Origin of the sequence: Yinghuangia seranimata (genome assembly GCF_029953285.1) — a bacterium.
GTDB lineage: Bacteria > Actinomycetota > Actinomycetes > Streptomycetales > Streptomycetaceae > Yinghuangia > Yinghuangia seranimata.
In genome coordinates this window covers 22,684-41,107 of the sequence record NZ_JASAOI010000074.1, presented here as the reverse complement: position 1 = coordinate 41,107, position 18,424 = coordinate 22,684, and the positions used below count along the sequence as shown (strand labels likewise).

The 18,424-nt window shown below is 72.3% G+C and carries 17 protein-coding genes; 16 read left to right on the top strand and 1 reads right to left on the bottom strand.

Annotation, left to right across the window (positions count from 1 at the left end; all coding sequences use genetic code 11):
- Nucleotides 1-104: 104 nt before the first annotated feature.
- The 15 genes from QI554_RS38550 to QI554_RS38480 all read left to right on the top strand — a co-directional run bounded on the left by QI554_RS38550 (nucleotide 105) and on the right by QI554_RS38480 (nucleotide 16,220).
- Nucleotides 105-1,082, top strand: a complete 978-nt coding sequence (locus QI554_RS38550; RefSeq protein WP_281477258.1) for an ABC transporter permease — start codon at nucleotides 105-107, stop codon at nucleotides 1,080-1,082.
- On the top strand, nucleotides 1,079-2,167 hold the full coding sequence (locus tag QI554_RS38545; RefSeq protein WP_281477256.1) for an ABC transporter ATP-binding protein: 1,089 nt from the start codon (nucleotides 1,079-1,081) through the stop codon (nucleotides 2,165-2,167). The genes QI554_RS38550 and QI554_RS38545 overlap by 4 nt, the downstream gene beginning before the upstream one ends.
- A complete protein-coding gene (locus QI554_RS38540; protein ID WP_281477255.1) occupies nucleotides 2,164-3,291 on the top strand; it encodes an ABC transporter ATP-binding protein in 1,128 nt (375 codons plus the stop codon). Before QI554_RS38545 ends, QI554_RS38540 begins: the two co-directional genes overlap by 4 nt.
- Before the next feature lie 116 nt (nucleotides 3,292-3,407).
- On the top strand, nucleotides 3,408-4,850 hold the full coding sequence (locus QI554_RS38535; RefSeq protein WP_281477253.1) for an aminopeptidase P family protein: 1,443 nt from the start codon (nucleotides 3,408-3,410) through the stop codon (nucleotides 4,848-4,850).
- A 180-nt stretch (nucleotides 4,851-5,030) separates the two neighbouring features.
- On the top strand, nucleotides 5,031-5,897 hold the full coding sequence (locus QI554_RS38530) for an SDR family oxidoreductase (protein ID WP_281477251.1): 867 nt from the start codon (nucleotides 5,031-5,033) through the stop codon (nucleotides 5,895-5,897).
- 65 nt (nucleotides 5,898-5,962) lie between these two features.
- Nucleotides 5,963-6,448 carry an anthrone oxygenase family protein gene (locus QI554_RS38525; RefSeq protein ID WP_281477249.1) on the top strand — a complete coding sequence of 162 codons (486 nt, stop codon included), beginning with the start codon at nucleotides 5,963-5,965 and terminating at the stop codon, nucleotides 6,446-6,448.
- Nucleotides 6,449-6,589: 141 nt separating this feature from the next.
- Nucleotides 6,590-7,126, top strand: a complete 537-nt coding sequence (locus QI554_RS38520) for a SigE family RNA polymerase sigma factor (protein ID WP_281477247.1) — start codon at nucleotides 6,590-6,592, stop codon at nucleotides 7,124-7,126.
- A 19-nt stretch (nucleotides 7,127-7,145) separates the two neighbouring features.
- A complete protein-coding gene (locus QI554_RS38515) occupies nucleotides 7,146-7,973 on the top strand; it encodes a hypothetical protein (RefSeq protein WP_281477245.1) in 828 nt (275 codons plus the stop codon).
- A 193-nt stretch (nucleotides 7,974-8,166) separates the two neighbouring features.
- Nucleotides 8,167-9,084 (top strand): NADP-dependent oxidoreductase, encoded by a 918-nt coding sequence (locus QI554_RS38510; protein WP_281477243.1) that lies wholly within the window; start codon nucleotides 8,167-8,169, stop codon nucleotides 9,082-9,084.
- A 249-nt stretch (nucleotides 9,085-9,333) separates the two neighbouring features.
- On the top strand, nucleotides 9,334-10,236 hold the full coding sequence (locus QI554_RS38505; protein ID WP_281477242.1) for a hypothetical protein: 903 nt from the start codon (nucleotides 9,334-9,336) through the stop codon (nucleotides 10,234-10,236).
- Between the two features lie 177 nt (nucleotides 10,237-10,413).
- Complete coding sequence (locus tag QI554_RS38500; protein ID WP_281477240.1) at nucleotides 10,414-12,039, top strand: ABC transporter substrate-binding protein; 1,626 nt, start codon at nucleotides 10,414-10,416, stop codon at nucleotides 12,037-12,039.
- Nucleotides 12,040-12,045: 6 nt separating this feature from the next.
- Nucleotides 12,046-12,990, top strand: coding sequence for an ABC transporter permease (locus tag QI554_RS38495; RefSeq protein ID WP_281477237.1), 945 nt, complete (start codon nucleotides 12,046-12,048; stop codon nucleotides 12,988-12,990).
- A 13-nt stretch (nucleotides 12,991-13,003) separates the two neighbouring features.
- The gene (locus QI554_RS38490) at nucleotides 13,004-13,909 is read left to right on the top strand and encodes an ABC transporter permease (protein ID WP_281477235.1); all 906 of its coding nucleotides are present in this window, start codon (nucleotides 13,004-13,006) and stop codon (nucleotides 13,907-13,909) included.
- Entirely contained in the window at nucleotides 13,906-15,642 is a 1,737-nt protein-coding gene (locus tag QI554_RS38485) for a dipeptide ABC transporter ATP-binding protein (protein WP_281477234.1), read from the top strand. Before QI554_RS38490 ends, QI554_RS38485 begins: the two co-directional genes overlap by 4 nt.
- Before the next feature lie 311 nt (nucleotides 15,643-15,953).
- Nucleotides 15,954-16,220, top strand: a complete 267-nt coding sequence (locus tag QI554_RS38480; protein WP_281477232.1) for a hypothetical protein — start codon at nucleotides 15,954-15,956, stop codon at nucleotides 16,218-16,220.
- 100 nt (nucleotides 16,221-16,320) lie between these two features.
- Here QI554_RS38480 and QI554_RS38475 read toward each other — a convergent pair whose 3' ends face one another.
- A complete protein-coding gene (locus QI554_RS38475; RefSeq protein ID WP_281477229.1) occupies nucleotides 16,321-17,037 on the bottom strand; it encodes a VC0807 family protein in 717 nt (238 codons plus the stop codon).
- Nucleotides 17,038-17,460: 423 nt separating this feature from the next.
- Here QI554_RS38475 and QI554_RS38470 point away from each other — a divergent pair, with 423 nt between their 5' ends.
- Nucleotides 17,461-18,381: a glutathione S-transferase C-terminal domain-containing protein gene (locus QI554_RS38470; RefSeq protein ID WP_281477228.1), complete on the top strand. Its 921-nt coding sequence runs from the start codon at nucleotides 17,461-17,463 to the stop codon at nucleotides 18,379-18,381.
- The last annotated feature ends 43 nt before the right edge of the window (nucleotides 18,382-18,424 follow it).

Below are 18,424 nucleotides of genomic sequence, written 5' to 3'. Positions count from 1 at the left end.
GGGCCCCCCCCCCCCCCCGGGGGGGGGCACCCGCCCCCCCCGGCCCCCCCCGCGCCCCCCCCCCGGGGGGGGGGCCCCGCGCCTCTCGTCGTGAGGACGACCCCATGCTCCGATTCCTGGTACGGCGGCTGTTGGGCGCGGCACTGATCCTGTTCATCGTCGTCACCGCCACCTTCTTCCTGTTCTTCGCCATCCCGGACGATCCGGCGCGGTTGTCCTGCGGCAAGACCTGCACCCCCGAGACGCTGCACGCGATCCGCGCCAACCTCGGCCTGGACGAGTCCGTCCCGATGCAGTACTGGCACTACCTGACCGGCATCTTCGCGGGCCGCGACTTCGGCGACACGCACTGCGAGGCCCCTTGCCTGGGCTACTCGTTCGTCAACCACGAGCCGGTCCTCGACACGCTGATGGACCGCTTCCCGACCACGCTGTCGCTGGCCTTCGGCGCGTCCGTCATCTTCATGGTGGTGGGCGTCGGCGCCGGCATCTTCGCGGCGCTGAACCGGGGCCGCTGGCTGGACAAGGCGACCATGGCGCTGTCGCTGGTCGCGGCGTCGGTCACCATCCAGTTCCTCGGCGTCATCGCGCGCTACGTGCTGGTGGACGAACTGCGCTGGCTGCCACCGCCCAAGTACGTGCCGTTCTTCGACAACAGCGCCGACTGGGCGGGCGGGCTGCTGCTGCCGTGGTTCACGCTCGCGCTCGTGCAGGGGGCCGTGTACACGCGGCTGACCCGCTCGTCGATGGTCGACACGCTCAGCGAGGACTACGTGCGCACCGTCCGCGCCAAGGGACTCAGGTCCCGCGACGTGTACGTCAAACACGCGTGGCGCGGCGCGATGACACCCGTGCTGACCGTATACGGCATCGAGCTCGGCGTGCTGCTCGGCGGCGCGGTGGTCACCGAGACCACCTTCAACCTGCCCGGCATCGGCAAGCTCGCGATCACCTCGGTCGCCAACTCCGACCTGCCGATGATCATGGGCGTCGTGCTCATCGCGGCCACCGCGATGGTGCTCGCCAACGTCGCCGTCGACGCGCTGTACGCCGTCATCGACCCCCGGGTGAGGATCTCGTGACCGCGACCGCCCCCAAGCCCGGCGGCAAGCCGACCTCGGCCGACGCCGTCCCCCTGCTCAGCGTCGACGACCTGCGCATCCGCTTCCGCACGGAGGACGGCGTCGTCAAGGCGGTCGACGGCCTGTCGTTCACCGTCGACCGCGGGCGCACGCTCGGCATCGTCGGCGAGTCCGGCTCCGGCAAGAGCGTCACCAACCTCGCGCTCCTCGGCCTGCACAACCCGGCGCGCACCACCATCGAGGGCCGCGCCCGGTTCGACGGCGTCGACCTGCTGGGCGCGTCCCAGAAGGTGCTGCGCGACCTGCGCGGGCGGCGCATGTCGATGGTGTTCCAGGACCCGCTGACCGCGCTGTCGCCGTATTACTCGATCGGCGAGCAGATCGCCGAGACGTACCGCCGGCACACCGGCGCGGACCGCAAGAAGGCCCGCCTCCGCGCGGTCGACATGCTCGACCGGGTCGGCATCCCGCACGCCGTACGCCGAGTGGACGACTACCCGCACCAGTTCTCGGGCGGCATGCGCCAGCGCGCGATGATCGCCATGGCGCTGGTGTGCGACCCCGACCTGCTCATCGCCGACGAGCCGACCACCGCGCTCGACGTCACGGTGCAGGCGCAGATCCTCGACCTGCTCGCGGAGCTGCAGCGCGAGCTGGGCACCGCGATCATCCTGGTCACCCACGACCTGGGCGTCATCGAGGACACCGCCGACGAGGTCCTGGTCATGTACGCGGGGCGCTGCGTCGAGCGCGGCACCACCGACGAGGTGCTGACCACCCCGCAACACCCCTACACCTGGGGCCTGTTGTCGTCGATGCCGAGGCTCACCTCGGACGTCGACGAGCCGCTGCGCCCGGTGCCGGGGTCGCCGCCGAGCCTGCTCAACCCGCCCTCGGGCTGTCCGTTCCACCCCCGCTGCGTGCACGCGATCGACACGTGCCGCAGCGAACGCCCCGCGCTGGCCCGCCCGGAGGGCCTGCCGGGCGCCGGTTCCGGCGTGTCCGCGTGCCACCTCGACGCCGACGCGCGGCTGCGCGCCCGCGGGCTGCCGGTCGTCCAGCACTCCCAGGGAGCCGCCTCATGAGCCGCGCCATCCCCGCCCCGAAGCGGGCCAAGGACGCCGCGCCGGAGACCGGCGCACCGCTCCTCGAGGTCGAGGACCTGCGCATGCACTTCCCGATCCACGGCGGAATGCTGCGCCGCAAGGTCGGCGCGGTGCGCGCGGTGGACGGCGTGTCGTTCCAGGTGGGCGCGGGCGAGAGCTTCGGCCTCGTCGGCGAGTCCGGGTGCGGCAAGTCCACGACGGGCCGCCTGGTCGCGCGCCTGATGGAGCCGACCGACGGGGCGATCCGCTACGCGGGGCGCGATATCACGCACGCGAGCCGCCGCGAACTGGCGCCGCTGCGCTCGGAGATCCAGGTGGTCTTCCAGGACCCGTACTCGTCGCTGAACCCGCGGCACACGGTCGGAACGATCATCACCGCGCCGATGAAGATCAACGGGATCGACCCGCCGGGCGGGCACCGCAAGCGCGTCCAGGAGCTGCTGGAGCGGGTGGGCCTGAACCCCGAGCACTACAACCGGTTCCCGCACGAGTTCTCCGGCGGGCAGCGGCAGCGCATCGGGATCGCCCGCGCGCTGGCCGTCGAACCGCGCCTGGTGATCGCCGACGAGCCGGTGTCGGCACTCGACGTGTCGATCCAGGCGCAGGTCGTCAACCTGCTGAAGGACCTGCAGCGGGACCTGGGCATCGCGTTCGTGTTCATCGCGCACGACCTCGCGGTGGTGCGGCATTTCTGCGAGCGGGTCGCGGTGATGTACCTCGGCAAGGTCGTCGAGGTCGCGGACCGGCAGACGCTGTACACGAACCCGCACCATCCGTACACGCACGCGCTGCTGTCGGCGGTGCCCGGCGAGCGCGAGGCGGACGGCGCGCGCAAGCCGCGTATCCGGCTGACCGGAGACCTGCCGAGCCCGGCCGACCCGCCGTCGGGCTGCCGGTTCCGGACCCGCTGCCCCAAGGCGCAGGGGGTGTGCGCGGACCAGGAGCCGCCGCTGGTGCGGCTCGGCGCGACGCCCGGCCACGAGGTGGCGTGCCACTTCCCGGCGCCGCTGGAGGAGACCGCGGCGGCGGCGCTGGCCCCGGCGGACCGCGCGGAGGCCGACGAGCCGGCGGTGCCGGTCGAACGCCTGGAACAAACCGCGTAGCCCCGGCCTCATACAGCCGTATAACCACACACGCGGCCGCGCCGGGTAGCGTGCGGGGCGCGCCGCGCCGCAAGTAGACGATGTCCCATTTCGCGTGAACTGACTGGAGGAATCCTGTGACCCAGGACGCCGCCGACCGCTTCCACACCGGCAGCCACGACCTGCCGGTCTCGGACGCCCTGGCCGCTTACGTCAGCGACCGGTGGGCACCGAGCCCGCTGCCCGACCTGAGCCTGGCGGAGATCGGCCCGTGGGCTGCGAAGCGCCGCGAGCGGCTGTCGGCGCGGTTCCCGGGCGAGCGGCTGGTGATCCCGTCCGGCGTGCTCAAGGTCCGCAGCAACGACGACGACTACCGCTTCCGCCCGCACAGCGCCTACACGTACCTGACCGGCGAGCAGGAGCCCGGCAGCGTCCTGGTGCTCGAGCCGGTCGGCGGCGGGCACGAGGCGCGGCTGTACCTGCGCCCGCGCTCGACCCGCGACACCGGCGAGTTCTTCCGCGACCGCCGCTACGGCGAGTTCTGGGTCGGCCGCCGTCCCACGCTCGACGAGGCCACGACGCTGTACGGCATCGAGGCCGTGCACCTGGACACGTTCGCCGACCTGTTCCGCGGCCCGAACGTGCCCACCCGCGTGCTGTCCGGCGAGGACCCGCACGTCGACTCGCTGGTCCCGGTGCGCGGTGACACCGACCAGAACCGCGAACTGGCCTCGTACCTCTCCGAGATGCGCCTGATCAAGGACGAGTGGGAGGTCGCCCAGCTGCAGGCCGCGGTCGACTACACGACGGCGGGCTTCGAGGACGTCGTGCGCTCGCTGCCGCAGGCGATGCGCCACCACCGCGGCGAGCGCTGGATCGAGGGCGTCTTCCGGCTGCGCGCCCGCGCCGAGGGCAACGGCCTCGGCTACGAGACGATCGCCGCGTCCGGCGCGCACGCGTGCGTCCTGCACTGGATCCGCAACGACGGCGCGCTCAACCCGGACCACCTGCTGCTGCTCGACGCCGGCGTGGAGACGGACAGCCTCTACACCGCCGACATCACCCGCACGATCCCGCTGTCCGGGCGGTTCTCGCCGGTGCAGCGCCAGGTGTACGAGCTGGTCCTGGCCGCGCAGCAGGCCGGCATCGACGCGCTGCGCCCGGGCGCCAGCTTCCGCGACTTCCACCAGGCCGCGATGGCGGTCATCGCGGAGGGCCTGCACGACTGGGGCGTCCTGCCGGTCTCCGCGGCCGAGTCGCTCAAGCCGGAGAGCGGGCTGCACCGCCGCTACACGCTGTGCAGCAGCGGCCACATGCTCGGCATGGACGTGCACGACTGCGCGAAGGCGCGCGCCGAGACGTACCTGGACGGGAAGCTGGAGGTCGGGCACGTCCTGACCGTCGAGCCCGGCCTGTACCTGCAGCCGGACGACGAGACCCTCCCGCCCGAGCTGCGCGGCATCGGCGTGCGCATCGAGGACGACCTGGTCATCACCGAGGACGGCGCGCGCCTGATGTCCTCGGCGCTGCCGCGCGACCCCGACGCGATCGAGGAGTGGATGGGCAATCTTCTGGGCTGATGCGCACTTTGCCCAGCCAAGATCATGATCGCGCGGCAGACTCCGCGTGATCTAGACGATCGCATATGTCTTTGCGCTCCTCGGCTATGTTCCGTCTCACGGGCTTCCCCTTGAATTGAGTCAAGCAAGGGAACGCCAAATCCGAGACAAATCCGCGAACACAGCCGAGGAGCGCTTGTCATGTCGAACTCCGTTGAGACCACCGCCGCCACCACCTCGAACGACACCGTCCTGGTCACGGGCGGCACCGGCAAGACCGGCCGCCGCGTCGCCGAACTGCTCGCCGCACGAGGCGTCCCGACGCGCATAGGCTCACGGAGCGCCGAGATCCCGTTCGACTGGAACGACCGGTCGACCTGGAAGCCGGTGGTGCAGGGCGTGCGCGCCGCGTACCTTGCGTACTACCCGGACCTCGCGGTCCCCGGCGCGGCCGAGACCGTGGGCGCGTTCGCGAAGCTGGCCGCCGAGGAGGGCGTCGAGCGCCTGGTGGTGCTGTCCGGCCGCGGCGAGCCCGAGGCGCAGCAGGCCGAACAGCTGGTGATGGCCGCCGGCGCCCAGTGGACCGTCGTCCGCGCCGCCTGGTTCTTCCAGAACTTCAGCGAGAACTTCATGGTCGACCCGGTCATCCAGGGCGAGGTCGCGCTGCCGGTCGACGGCGTGCTCGAACCCTTCGTCGACGCCGACGACATCGCCGAGGTCGCCGCGGTCGCGCTCACCGAGGACGGGCACCACGGCGAGATCTACGAGGTCACCGGCCCGCGCATGCTCACCTTCGCCGAGGCGATCGGCGAGATCGCCGCTGCGGCCGGCCGCCCGGTCGAGTTCGTGCCGGTGCCGATGGACGCGTACGCCCAGGTGCTCACCGAGCTCGGCGAGCCCGACGAGGTCGTGTGGCTCATCCGCTACCTGTTCACCGAGGTCCTCGACGGCCGCAACTCCCACCTGACGGACGGCGTCAAGCGCGCCCTCGGCCGCGAGCCGCGCGACTTCACCGAGTACGCCCGCTCCGTCGCCGCCACCGGCCTGTGGAACGCCCCGGCGGAATGACCGGCCCCGGCCGACGGTTCGCCATGCCCGACCCCTGATCACCCGCACATCTGGAGGGCAGCATCATGAACGGAACCCTGTACGCGCTCACCCTGGCCACCGCGCTCGGCAGTGCCGTGATCGGCGGCGTGTTCTACGGGTTCTCCGTCCTGGTGATGAAGGGCCTCGCCAAAGTGCCCGCCAAGGACGCCGTCGGCGTCATGCAGGCGATCAACACGTCGGCCATCACCTTCGCCTTCCTGTCCGTCTTCATGGGCACCACCGTCGCCTCGGCCGGGCTCGCCGTCTGGTCCTTCGTGGACTGGAACAGCGACTACTCCGGCTACCTGACGGCGGGCGCGGGCCTGTACCTGGTCGGCTCGTTCCTCCTGACCGGCGGCTACCACGTCCCCCGCAACGAGGCCCTCGACAAGGTCACCGCGGGAACCCCGGAAGCCGACCGCATGTGGGCCGCCTACCTGACCGACTGGACCCGCATGAACCACGTCCGAGGCCTCGCCTCCATCGCGGCGGCCGCCCTCCTGATCGCCGGCCTGGCCGCCGGCCGGTAGCCACCACGAACCCCCGCTCCCACGAAGGCCGTACCGCCCCTCGGCGGTACGGCCTTCGGCATGCCGTCGGAAAAAGCCTTTCCGCGACCCGGGCAACCCCGTCCGCCCCATCCGTACTCCATGCCGTTGAGGAGGTGCTCATTGAGACCCGATGAGGTGGCGCAGTTCCACGAGTTCGTCCAGGCGCGCTGGGCGCGGCTCGTGCGGATCGCGTACCTGCTGACCGGTGACCATGCCGAGGCCGAGGATCTGGCCCAGACGGCGCTGATCAAGGTGTACGCGGCATGGCGGCGGGTGCAGTCGAGCGACAGCCCCGACGCCTATGTGCGCCGCATCCTGGTCAACGCCAATGCCGGCCGGTTCCGCAAGAAGCGGGTGACGCAGGTGCTCGGCATGGGCATACCGGACGTCCAAGTTGCCGACTCGACCCGGACCGTCGACCAACGCGACGCGCTGCTCAGGGCGTTGGCGAGGCTCCCGGCCCGTCAGCGGGCGGTGGTCGTCCTGCGGTACTGGGAGGACCTGCCGGAGACCGAGGTGGCCCGCACGCTGGGCTGCTCGGTGGGGACGGTCAAAAGCCAGGCGTCCAAGGGCCTCGCGAAACTGCGCGAGGACCCCGGACTCACCGGTCCCGTCTGGGACTCGGCACACCCCTCGGAGGTTCAGGTTCGTGCGTGACTTCGATGAAGGACAGTGGATGCGCGAGAGATTCGAACAGGGAATGCGGGACGTGCCGGACACGCTCGCCCCGCACCAGGCCATCGAAGGCGGCGGCCGGCGGCTGAGGCGGCGGCGCACCGCGATCGCCGGCTCCATCGCCGCGGTGCTGGTCGCGGCGGGCGGGTTGACCGCGGTGTCGCTCGCCACCGGCGGGGGCGGCGGTCAGAAGACGGCCGCGGCCGGCTCGCCGCCGTTGGCGGTGGCGCAGTCGCCCGCCGCGACACCGGCGCCGGAGTCCACGCCGTCGACCCCCAAGACCCAGCCGGACGGGCTCGGCAAGGTGACCGTGGCCAGCGGCGACTTCAAGGGCCACAAGTGGGAGTTGGTGCGGACTCGGAGCACCGGCATGTACCAGCAGCCGAGTCCCGACGACAAGAGCAAGCTCGTCGAGGCCACCGGATACTGCGAGTTGTACGAGGTGTTCCTCGACGGGCACCTCGACAACCGCGCGGGCAACGCGTGCGCGCCGGACCCGCTGTGGGACCGTCCGGTGACGGACGACCATGCCGGCTTCTCGAACGTGGGGGTCGGTGACACCGCGCTGTACAAGCCCGGCGTCGGCAAGCTCGGCGCGGTGACGTTCGGCAGGATGAGCCCGAACGTCGCGAAGGTCACCGCGACCTTCGAGGACGGCACCAAGGCGGACGCGAAGGTTCTGACCGTTCCCGGGACGTCGGAGCACTACTACGTCTTCGAGGTGCCCGAGGGTTCGCGTCCGGACGGTGCGGCGAGTGCCAAGTGGTTCGACGCCGGCGGCAAGGTGCTGAGCCAGGAGGACAACCTCGGGATCGTCGGCGGCAAGTAGCCGGTGTGGCATCCCGCGAGGCGGGCCCGGGCAATCGCAACTTGCCCGGGCCCGTTCGCGACTCTAGGCGAGCCGCCCGCGCGGCGCCGGGGTTGCCGTCGGAGCGGCCGCGCTTGACTTCAACCGCACTTCACCTCCGATCGTGTCGGGAGACCGCGGCTCGCCGCTCTCCCGCCCCGACAGGATGTGCCCCGTGAAGGCAGTGACGTTCACCGAGTTCGGCACCCCCGACGTTCTGCGGTCGACCGAGGTGCCGCTCCCCGAGCCGGGGCCCGGCGCGATCCGGGTGCGGGTGCGCGCGGCGGGCGTGCAGCCGGCCGACACGATGATGCGGCGCGGCTTCGCGCCGCCGACGATGACCGTCTCGTTGCCCGCGACGCCGGGCAACGAGTTCGCCGGCACCGTGGACGCGCTGGGCGCGGGCGTGTCCGGCGTCGCGGTCGGCGACGAGGTGCTCGGCTGGTCGATGACCGGCAGCTACGCGGAGTACGTGGTGGTGCCCGCCGATCAGACGGTGCCCAAGCCGGCCGGCATGCCGTGGGACGTCGCCGGCGTGATGTCGGCGTCCGGCCAGACCGCGCACCGCGCGCTGCGCGAGCTGCGGGTCGCGGCCGGGGAGACGGTGCTGGTGCACGCCGCGGCCGGCGGCGTCGGCACGATCGCGGTGCAGCTCGCGGTCGCGTGGGGCGCGACGGTGGTCGGTACGGCGAGCGAGGCCAACCACGACTTCCTGCGCGGGCTCGGCGCGGTGCCGGTCGCGTACGGCGACGGGCTCGTCGAACGGGTGCGCGCCGCGGCGCCGCAGGGTGTGGACGCGGCACTGGACGGGGCCGGCCGGGGCGCCCTGGAGGCGTCCGTGGAGCTGGTCGCGGACCGCTCCCGGATCGGCACGATCACCGATTTCGAGGGCGCGGCGCGGCTCGGCGCGGTCGGCCTGCGCGGCGGCCCGGGGGCGCGTTCGGCGGCGCGGCTCGGCGAACTGGTCGCGCTGTACGAGAAGGGCCTGCTGGTTCCGCATATCGGACACCGGATCCCGCTGACCGAGGCGGCGCAGGCGCACCGGCTGGTGGAGGCCGGGCACGTCCGCGGCAAGGTCGTGCTGCTGGTCTGAGCCAATGTCTCGGCCATTCCGCGCGGCGGCCTGGGGGCTCCAGCCGCCGCGCGCCCGGCGCACGCCCCGAAGAACCCCCCTCTGACCTGCGGAAACACAAAATCGCACAGAAACCGAATCGATGGATGAAACCCAACGCGCCCGCCGTTCGTCCATATACGGGCAACCAGAGTCCGCGCCACTCGCATACTTATGATGTATGCCGGTGGCGTCCTGGGGAGTGGCGAGAGTCGGGGTGTAGGTCAGGCCGTGTTCCGAGTACTAGACGTCGTCGACCGCCTCGACGACCTGCGCAAAGACGCGCAGACGGGGGCTGAGGCAGAGCCGAAGGCGCCGTCCGCCGAGACCGGCGTGCCCGCGAAGCGGTACATCCCCCCGATCCGTGTCGTGCTCTTCCTGTGGCGCATGCTGCTGAACGAGTTCAGGTCGATCGTCGTCGCGCCGTTCAAGGAGATCCTGGTCAACCGCCGTTGGGGCGGCCTGAACCTGGCCTTCATCGCGTGCATCGGCGTCATCGTGCTGCACGCCATCCACCTGACCCGGTTCGGGCACGACTTCGTGCGGATCATCGGCGGCGTGCAGGCCAGCCTGCCGCTGCCCATATCGCTGCTGCGCACCCCTGTGTCGCTGTACGTCCCGGCGCTGAACCTGCCGGTGTGGGCCGGCCTCACGCAGCTGTTCATCGCGTTCGCGCTCGCGCAGCTCACGCTGGGCTGGAAGCGCACGCTCGTGATCGCGTACATCTCCACGCTCGCGGGCACCATGACCGCCCGGTTCATGATCTCGCTCGGCCCGCACCACATGCTCGGCCTTCCGCACTCGGCGGCGTACGTGCTGGACACCGGCCCTTCGGCGGCGGTGGTCGGCCTGTTCTCCTACATCTCCGTGGTCAAGCGCGCACCGGTGCTGTTCTCGCTGACCGGCCTGTCGATGACCCTCGAGTCGATCGCCGTGCCGAACCTCGCGGGCCGCGAGCACCTGATAGCGATCGGCGCGGCGATGCTCTTGGGCTTCGTCCGCCTCTACCGCGAGTCGCGGGGCATCGAGGCAGGTGCCCTCGGCCGTGCCGCGAAGGCCGTCGTGATGCGCGGCGTCACGCGGTTGACGAAGAGTTCACACCAGCGTCGCAACTTGGAGGGGCAGAGTATCTAAGCTCCTGGAATGCACTCCAGGAAGCTGTGCAGCCGCCGCCACGTCGACTTCGGACGTGTCTCCAGCGCGGGCTGTCGTCGCGGCTAGAGCGTTCCGCTCGCCGCCCGGCCCCGCCCGTTCCGCGTTCCCCGTGGCTTCCGCATGTGCGCGCGCCGCCACGGCCCACTGGAGACTTCCATGCCCGCGCTCCGCCGTACCCGCCTGCCCGCCTTCTCCTCTCTCCTGACCGCGCTGGCGCTGGCCGCCTCCGGCTGCTCCGGGGCGGACCCCGCCACCGGCGCCGGGGCGTCCGCGGACGCGGGTCCGCCGCGTACCGGCGGCACGCTGACGTTCGCGCTCGCCGTCGACCCGACGTGCGTCGACCCGCAGCAGTACGGGCTGAACGCGAGCCTGAACATCGGCCGCCAGCTCGTCGACTCGCTGACCGACCAGGACCCGGCGACCGGGGAGATCAAGCCCTGGCTCGCGCAGTCCTGGGAGGTCGACCCGACCGCCACCGCCTTCACCTTCCACCTGCGCCCCGGCGTGACGTTCAGCGACGGCGGCCCGGTGGACGCCGCCGCGGTCAAGGCGAACCTCGACGGCATCGCCGCGTTGGGTGCCAAGGCGAGCATCGGCTCGGGCTACCTGGCCGGCTACAAGGCGTCGACGGTCGTCGATCCGACCACGGTGCGCGTGGAGTTCAAGGCGCCCAGCGCGCAGTTCCTCCAGGCCACCTCGACGGTGTCGCTCGGGCTGGTGTCCCCCGCGACGTTCGCCAAGACGCCGGAAGAGCGCTGCCTCGGCGCGCTGGTGGGCTCCGGCCCGTTCGTGTTCGGCTCGTACAAGCAGAACCAGAGCGTGGAGATCACCCGGCGCGCGGGCTACGCGTGGGGCTCGTCGCTGTGGAAGAAGCAGGGCGAGGCGTACCTCGACAAGGTGGTCTACAAGATCGTCCCGGAGTCCGGGGTGCGCGCGGGGGCGCTGGAGTCGGGGCAGGTCGACGCGATCAGCGACGTCCAGCCGCAGGACGAACCGCGGTTCGCCGCCGGGTACACCGTCCTGACCCGCCCCAACCCGGGGTTCGTGTTCAGCCTGCACCCCAACGTCACGCGCCCCGGACTCGACGACGAGCACGTGCGGCAGGCGATCCAGAAGGCGGTGAACCGCCCCGAGCTCACCACGACCGTGCTCAGCACGAAGTACAAGGCTGCAACGAGCGTGCTGGCGTCGGTGACACCGGGCTACACGGACCTGGGCGCGGCGCTGGCCTACGACCCCGAGGGCGCCAAGCGGATCCTCGACGCGGCCGGCTGGCTCCCCGGCGGCGACGGGATCCGCGCGAAGGACGGCCGCAAACTGAGCCTCGACGTCGTGTTCGCACCCGCGTTCAACGCCAGCCAGACCGTGCTGGAGCTGCTCCAGCAGCAGCTGAAGAAGGTCGGCGTCGACCTGCGGCTGCGGAAGCTGACGGCCGGCGAGCAGAACACCGTCCAGACGTCCGGCGACTTCGACTTCTCCTACTACAACCTCACCCGCTCCGACCCGGACGTGCTGCGCGTCGTGTTCTCCACGAAGGGCCTCAACCGCGGCCGGCTGCCGCTCGGCCCGCAGGACACCGCGCTGGACCAGCAGGCCCAGCTCGTCGACCCGGCCGCGCGCGCCGCGCAGGTCGCGGAGGCGCAGCGGCAGCTGGTCGACCACGGCTACACGATCCCGCTGTTCGAACTCGCGCAGGTGCACGGCTTCGCGGCCAAGGTGCAGGGCGTCACGCTCGACGCGTCGTCGCGGCTGAACTTCCACGACGCGTGGCTCAAGGGCTGACCGGCCGTGGCCCGCTACCTGCTGCGCCGGCTGCTGCAGGCGCTGTTCGTGCTGTGGGCGGCGTTCACGCTGTCCTACGCGATCCTGTTCGTGCTGCCGGGCGACCCGGTGGACATCAAGCTCGGCGGCATCGAATCGACCGCGACACCCGCGGAGATCGCCGCCGTCCGCGACAAGTACGGCATCGGTGAGCCGCTGCCGGTGCAGTACGCCAAGGCGCTGCGCAACGCGGTGCAGGGCGACTTCGGCCATTCCGTCCAGAGCGGCGCCGACGTCCGGACGACGATCACCGACGCGCTTCCCGAGACCCTCAAGCTGACGGGGTTCGCGCTGCTGCTGGCCGTGGTGTTCGGCGGCGGCATCGCGCTGCTGGCCACCTATGCGCGCAACCGGGCGATACGGCGGTTGCTGCTCTCGATCCCGGCGGTGGGCATCTCGATGCCGGCGTTCTGGGTCGGCCTGGTGCTGATCCAGGTGGTGTCGTTCCAGTGGCGCGCGCTGCCCGCGCTGGGCAACGACGGGTTCGACAGCCTGGTGCTGCCGGGCATCACGATGGCCCTGCCCGCGGGCGCGTTCATCGCCCAGGTGCTGGCGAAGAGCATGACGACCGCGCTCGCCGCGCCGTACGTCGACACCGCGCGGGCGAAGGGCGCGGGGCGGGCACGGATCCACCTGCGGCACGCGCTGCGCAACGCGTCGCTGCCGACGCTCACCGTCGTGGGCGTGCTGGCCGGGAACCTGCTCACCGAGTCGGTGGTCGTCGAGACGGTGTTCTCGCGCGCGGGCCTCGGCCGCGTGACGGCGTTCGCGGTCGACCGCCAGGACATCCCGGTGGTGCAGGGCGTCGTGGTGCTCTCCGCACTGGTCTTCGTGGTCGTGAGCCTCGCGCTCGACCTGCTCTATCCGGTGCTCGACCCGCGCGTGACCACCGCGCGGGCCGCGGCGGCCTGACGGGAGGAACGCCATGACCGTTCTCGCGACGCCCCCGGCGCACGCGACCGCCGATGCGGCTTCCTCCGGCGGAACGGCCCGGCCGCCCGGGCGCGTTCGCGCGGCGGTCCGCTTCACGGTCCGCCGTCCGGGGCTGCTGCTGTCCGTACTCGTCGCGGCCCTCGTACTCCTCGCGGCGGTCGCCCCAGCGGTGCTCGCGGGCGGCGACCCGCTCACCGGCGTCCCCGCCGAGAAGCTGCAAGGGCCCAGCGCCGACCACCTGTTCGGCACCGACCAGCTCGGCCGGGACGTGTTCACCCGGGTCGTGCACGGCACGTCGTTGTCGCTGCGCGCGAGCGCGCTCGCGGTGCTCGTCGCGCTCGCGGCCGGCGGCTCGCTCGGCCTGGTCGCCGGGTTCGCCGGCGGATTCGTCGACGACGCGGTGATGCGGCTGGTCGACGTCCTCCAGGCGATCCCCCGGCTGCTGCTGTCGCTCGCCGTCATCACCGCGCTCGGCTTCGGCACCACCAAGATCGCGCTCGCGGTCGGCGTGGCCGCCGCCGCGGTGTTCGCGCGGGTGATGCGCGCGGAGGTGCTGCGCGTGCGCGGGGCAGGCTACGTCGAGGCGGCCCGGGCGAGCGGCGTACGGCCGGGCGCGGTGCTGCTGCGCCACGTCCTGCCGAACGCGTGGGGGCCGGTCCTGGTCATTGCCGCACTGGAGTTCGGCGTCTCGATCCTCGCCGTCTCGTCGCTGAGCTTCCTCGGCTTCGGCGCCGCCCCGCCCACCCCTGAGTGGGGCGCGCTCGTCGCCGACGGCCGCAACTTCGTGGCCACCGCGTGGTGGCTGACCACCTTCCCCGGCCTGGTCGTCGCCGCGACGGTGCTGGCCGCGAACCGGATATCCCGCGCCCTCGACACCGAACGGGGAGACGACCGATGACCGACGAGGCGGCCGTGGACGGCGGCCCGGAGGACGGATCCGCACTGCTCGAGGTCCGGGACCTGCGGGTCGCGTACGCGGCGGGCGGCGGAAGCCGCGGCATGCCGCGGGAAGTGGTGCACGGCGTCTCGCTGACCGTGCGACCGGGCGAAGTCGTCGCGGTGGTCGGCGAGTCCGGCTCCGGCAAGAGCACCACGGCGCACGCCGTGCTGGGCCTGCTGCCGCTCGGCGGCGAGGTCACCGGCGGCGAAGTCCGGTTCCAGGGACGCGACCTGCTGGCCCTCGACGAAAGGCGGATGCGCGCGGTGCGCGGCGCGGGCATCGGCTTCATCCCGCAGGATCCGACGGTGTCCCTCAACCCGGTGCGCCGCGTCGGCGACCAGGTCGCCGAGGCGCTCCTGGTGCACGGGCTCGCGGACGGACGCGGCGCCCGGGCCCGCGCGGTGGAGCTGCTCGCCGAGGCGGGGCTGCCGGCGCCGCACGTGCGCGCCCGGCAGTACCCGCACGAACTGTCCGGCGGCATGCGGCAGCGTGTGCTCATCGCCATCGCCCTGGCGTGCCGTCCGCGCCTGGTGGTCGCGGACGAGCCCACCAGCGCGCTGGACGTGACCGTGCAGCGGCAGATCCTCGACCATGTGGCCGGACTGACCCGCGAGAACGGCACAGCGGTCCTGCTGATCACCCACGACCTGGGCGTCGCCTCGGACCGCGCCGACCGCATCGTGGTGATGTCGGGCGGCGAGGTCGTCGAAGAGGGGCCCGCCGCACGGGTGTTGCGCGAGCCGGTGCACCCGTACACGAAGAACCTGACGGCGGCCGCGCCGGGGCTGGGCGCCTGGCGCACCGTCGGGCGTGGCGACAGCCGGGCGGCCGTACCCTCGTCGGCGTCGGCCGACGGCACGGCCCCGCGGCGGATCGTCGACGTCAACGGGCTCGGCAAGGACTTCCCGCTGCCCGGCAAGGCCGTGCTCCACGCGGTCGAGGACGTGTCGTTCCACATCGCCCCCGGCGAGACCTTCGCGCTCGTCGGCGAGTCCGGCTCAGGGAAGTCCACCACGGCGCGGCTCGTGCTCGGCCTGGAGCGGGCCACCGCCGGGCGGATCGAGGTCGCCGGCGTCGACGTCGCCGCGCTCACCGGCACGGACGACCGGCCCCGCCCGCGCGGCGGCCGGCGCGCCGCGGCCCGGGAGCTGAGGGGGCTGCGGCGGCGCGTCCAGGTCGTCTCGCAGAACCCGTACGCCTCCCTGGACCCGCGGTTCTCGGTCGGCGACGTCATCGCCGAGCCGCTGCGCGCCTTCGGCGTCGGCGACCGCGCCGAACGCCGGGAGCTGGCCGCCGCGTCGGCCGCGCAGGTCGCCCTGCCGCCGGACGTGCTGACGCGGCGGCCCGCCGAGCTGTCGGGTGGTCAGCGGCAGCGCGTGGCGATCGCCCGCGCGCTGGTGCTGCGTCCCGATGTGGTGGTGTGCGACGAGCCGACCTCCGCCCTCGACGTGTCCGTGCAGGCGCAGATCCTCGACCTGCTCACCGGCCTGCAGCACGAGCTCGGCCTCGCCCTGCTGTTCATCTCGCACGACCTGGCGGTCGTCGCGCGGATCGCGCACCGCGTCGGCGTCATGCGACGGGGACGGCTGGTGGAGTCGGGCCCGGTCGAGCGCGTGCTCGCCGATCCGGCCCACGCGTACACCCGCGAACTGCTGGACGCCGTGCCCGGCCGCCGCCTCGCGCCCGTCTGAACCGCGGCCCGCTCCCCGTCCGCTCGTTCCCCGCTCCCCGCTCCCCGCTCCCCGCACACGGAAGGCCCGCCGTGAAGTTCGCCGTCTTCAGCCTTGTCGCCGACACCCCCGACCCCGTCACCGGCGAACTGCCCTCGCCGTACACCCGACTGCGCGAACTCGCAGGTGATGGAGAGGCTGCCGTCGGGGGTGTGGCAGGAGGTGTGAGCCCCGTGGGGGAGCCCGGGCGGACGCGCGGAGGACACACGCCCGGGGGACTTCCGGGCGCGGAGGACGTTTCCCGTCCGTCCGTCTGGTTACCGTGAAGAGCAGTGGACGACGACCCTCCGGAGCCCCCGGACGACCCCGACGCCCCGCCGCCCGAGATCCCGCGGGACCTGGCGGCGGTGTGTGTGACATGCGACGGCGACGGCTGGCGGTACGCCGCCAGGGCGGCGCTCATCGGCGGCCGCGTCGTCGCCGTCGGCAAGCAGGAGGCCTGTCTGGTGTGCGAGGCCAGCGGGCGCCACTCGTGGGCGCGCGGGCCCGGCGCCTGGGTCAAGCGGCACGAGCGCAAGCCGCTGCCCGGATACGGGTGACGGGACCCGCGCGGCCGGTCGGCCGGCCGTATGGGTCCCGTCGCCATGCTGCAGTGGTGCTGTGCGGTGTTGTGCGGTGTTGTGCGCTGCCCGGGCTCGGTCAGCTGGCCGACGGCTCGGCCTGCGCCTGCTGCTCGGCGCTCGCCTGGCCCGGGACGCGCCCGGCGGCCTCGGCGGCGGCGCGGCGCTTGTTGCCGAGCCGGATCGTCCAGAAGAGCAGGCCGCCGGTGACCGCGTACGGCATGACGTTGTTGACGGTGAGCGCGGCGCTGTGCGACAGCACGTAGGTCAGCGCGATCCGGATGACCGCCTCGACGATGTAGGCCACACCCCACACGGTGGTGATGAGCCGCTGGGTGGCCCGGAAGCCCTCGTACTGCCAAAGGCTGTTCCAGTAGGCGATGCCCTCGGCGGTGCCGTCGGTCGCGAACTTGCGGCCGAAGTAGAACATCAGCGGTCGGGCCGCGAACAGCGTGCCCAGGCAGATGACCCCGAAGATGCCGGTGATCACCGACTCCTTGATGAGGAGGAGCCGCTCGCTGTGGAAGAACGCCGACGTCACGATCGTGAGCACCAGGAAGATCAACGTCAGCATGCTGAAGTCGTCCAGCCGGCGCTTGGCGACGAAGACGACCGCCAGCTCCGCGACCGGCCACAGCGAGGCGATGAGCAGCGCGTTCACGCCGCTCATGCCGTGCCCGGTCAGGTAGTTGTAAGTGACCACCGGCATCAGGACGTTGAACAGCAGCGTAGGCAGCCAGTTCAACGCGAGCGCCCGCATTCCGCCCCCGGAACGCCCCGCCGTGGAGTCAGACATCTTCCCCGTGCCTCTCATGCAGACCCAGCTGCGTATACAGCGACAATCCCCCGTCAAGCGCCGCATCTTACGGGGCAAGACGGCCCTTGACGGTATATGGACGCCCTGCGAATAATCCGGTAACGGCAAACCCGGGGAGGGGGACGGCGATGCGCGGCACACGCGGAACGCTCTTCCCTCGGCCTCTCCGCCTGGTCTCCGGCCGTTTCCTCCGGCGCCGCCACATCGACCTGTTGCGCGTCGCCAGCGCGGCCTAGCCGCACGTGCGGCGGGGCCCCCGTGAGGCCCCTCGTCCCGGTCCTTCCGGTCCCGTCGCGTCCGCCGGCCTCGAGCCCGGCCCCCGTATGCCCGCGCGCCGCCTCCACAGTCCCGGCGGCCGTGTTTCCCTGCCCCCGCCCGACCCGGCCTCCAGGGAGTCCTGTCATGCCCGTACACCTACCCACCTCTGCCGCCCCGTGCACCGTCCGTTTCCAGGGCCGCATCGGCCGGGAGCCCGGCAGCGGCTTCACCGCCGTGCCGCACCGCTATCACCTGTACGTGTCGCTCGCTTGTCCGCGCTCGCTGCGCGCGGCGGTCACCCGCTCCCTGGCCGGCCTCGAGGACAAGGTGACGCTGTCCGTCGTCACACCGGTGCGGGACGGCCGGGGCTGGGCGTTCCGTACGGGCGAAGGCCCCGACAGCGTGGGTGGGTTCGCCCAGTTGCGCGAGGCGTACGAGGCCACCGAGCACCACTACGAAGGCCCGGTGTCCGTCCCGGTGTTGTGGGACCGCTGGAGCGGACGCATCGTCAGCAACCAGGCGGACGACATCATGTACGACCTGGCGACCGCGTTCGAGGGGGCCGGGCCCGAGCTGTACCCGGCCGGGCTGGCGGACGGCATCGCCCGCTACGGCGCGCTGTTCGACGACGACGTGTGGGAGGCCGCGCAGCAGGCCGGCCGGGCCCGCAGGGGCGATCGGTACGACGAGGCGACGGGCACCGTCTTCAACGCGCTGGGGCTGCTGGAACACCGGTTGTCCCAGAGCCCGTTCCTGTTCGGCGACCGGCTCACGGCCGCGGACGTCCACCTGTGGACGACGCTGCTGCACGTCGACGCCGTGCACCGCCGGCACCTGTGGGTCGAGGACGTCCGCCGGATCGGCGAACACACGGTGTTGTGGGCCTACTTCGAGCGCCTGTACGAGCTTCCGGCGTTCCGCGACAACCTGCGCCTGGACCACATCGCGCAGCACCACCGCGCGTCCTGTCGCGGCCCGGCCGCGTCGGGGAGCACCCTGCCGATCGTCGACTGGGACCGGCTCGCCGGCACCGCGCCGGAGGCCGCGGCCGGGGACTGCGGCTGAGCAAAGTGCCGCGCGGCCCCGGGCCTGCCCCCGGGACCGCGCG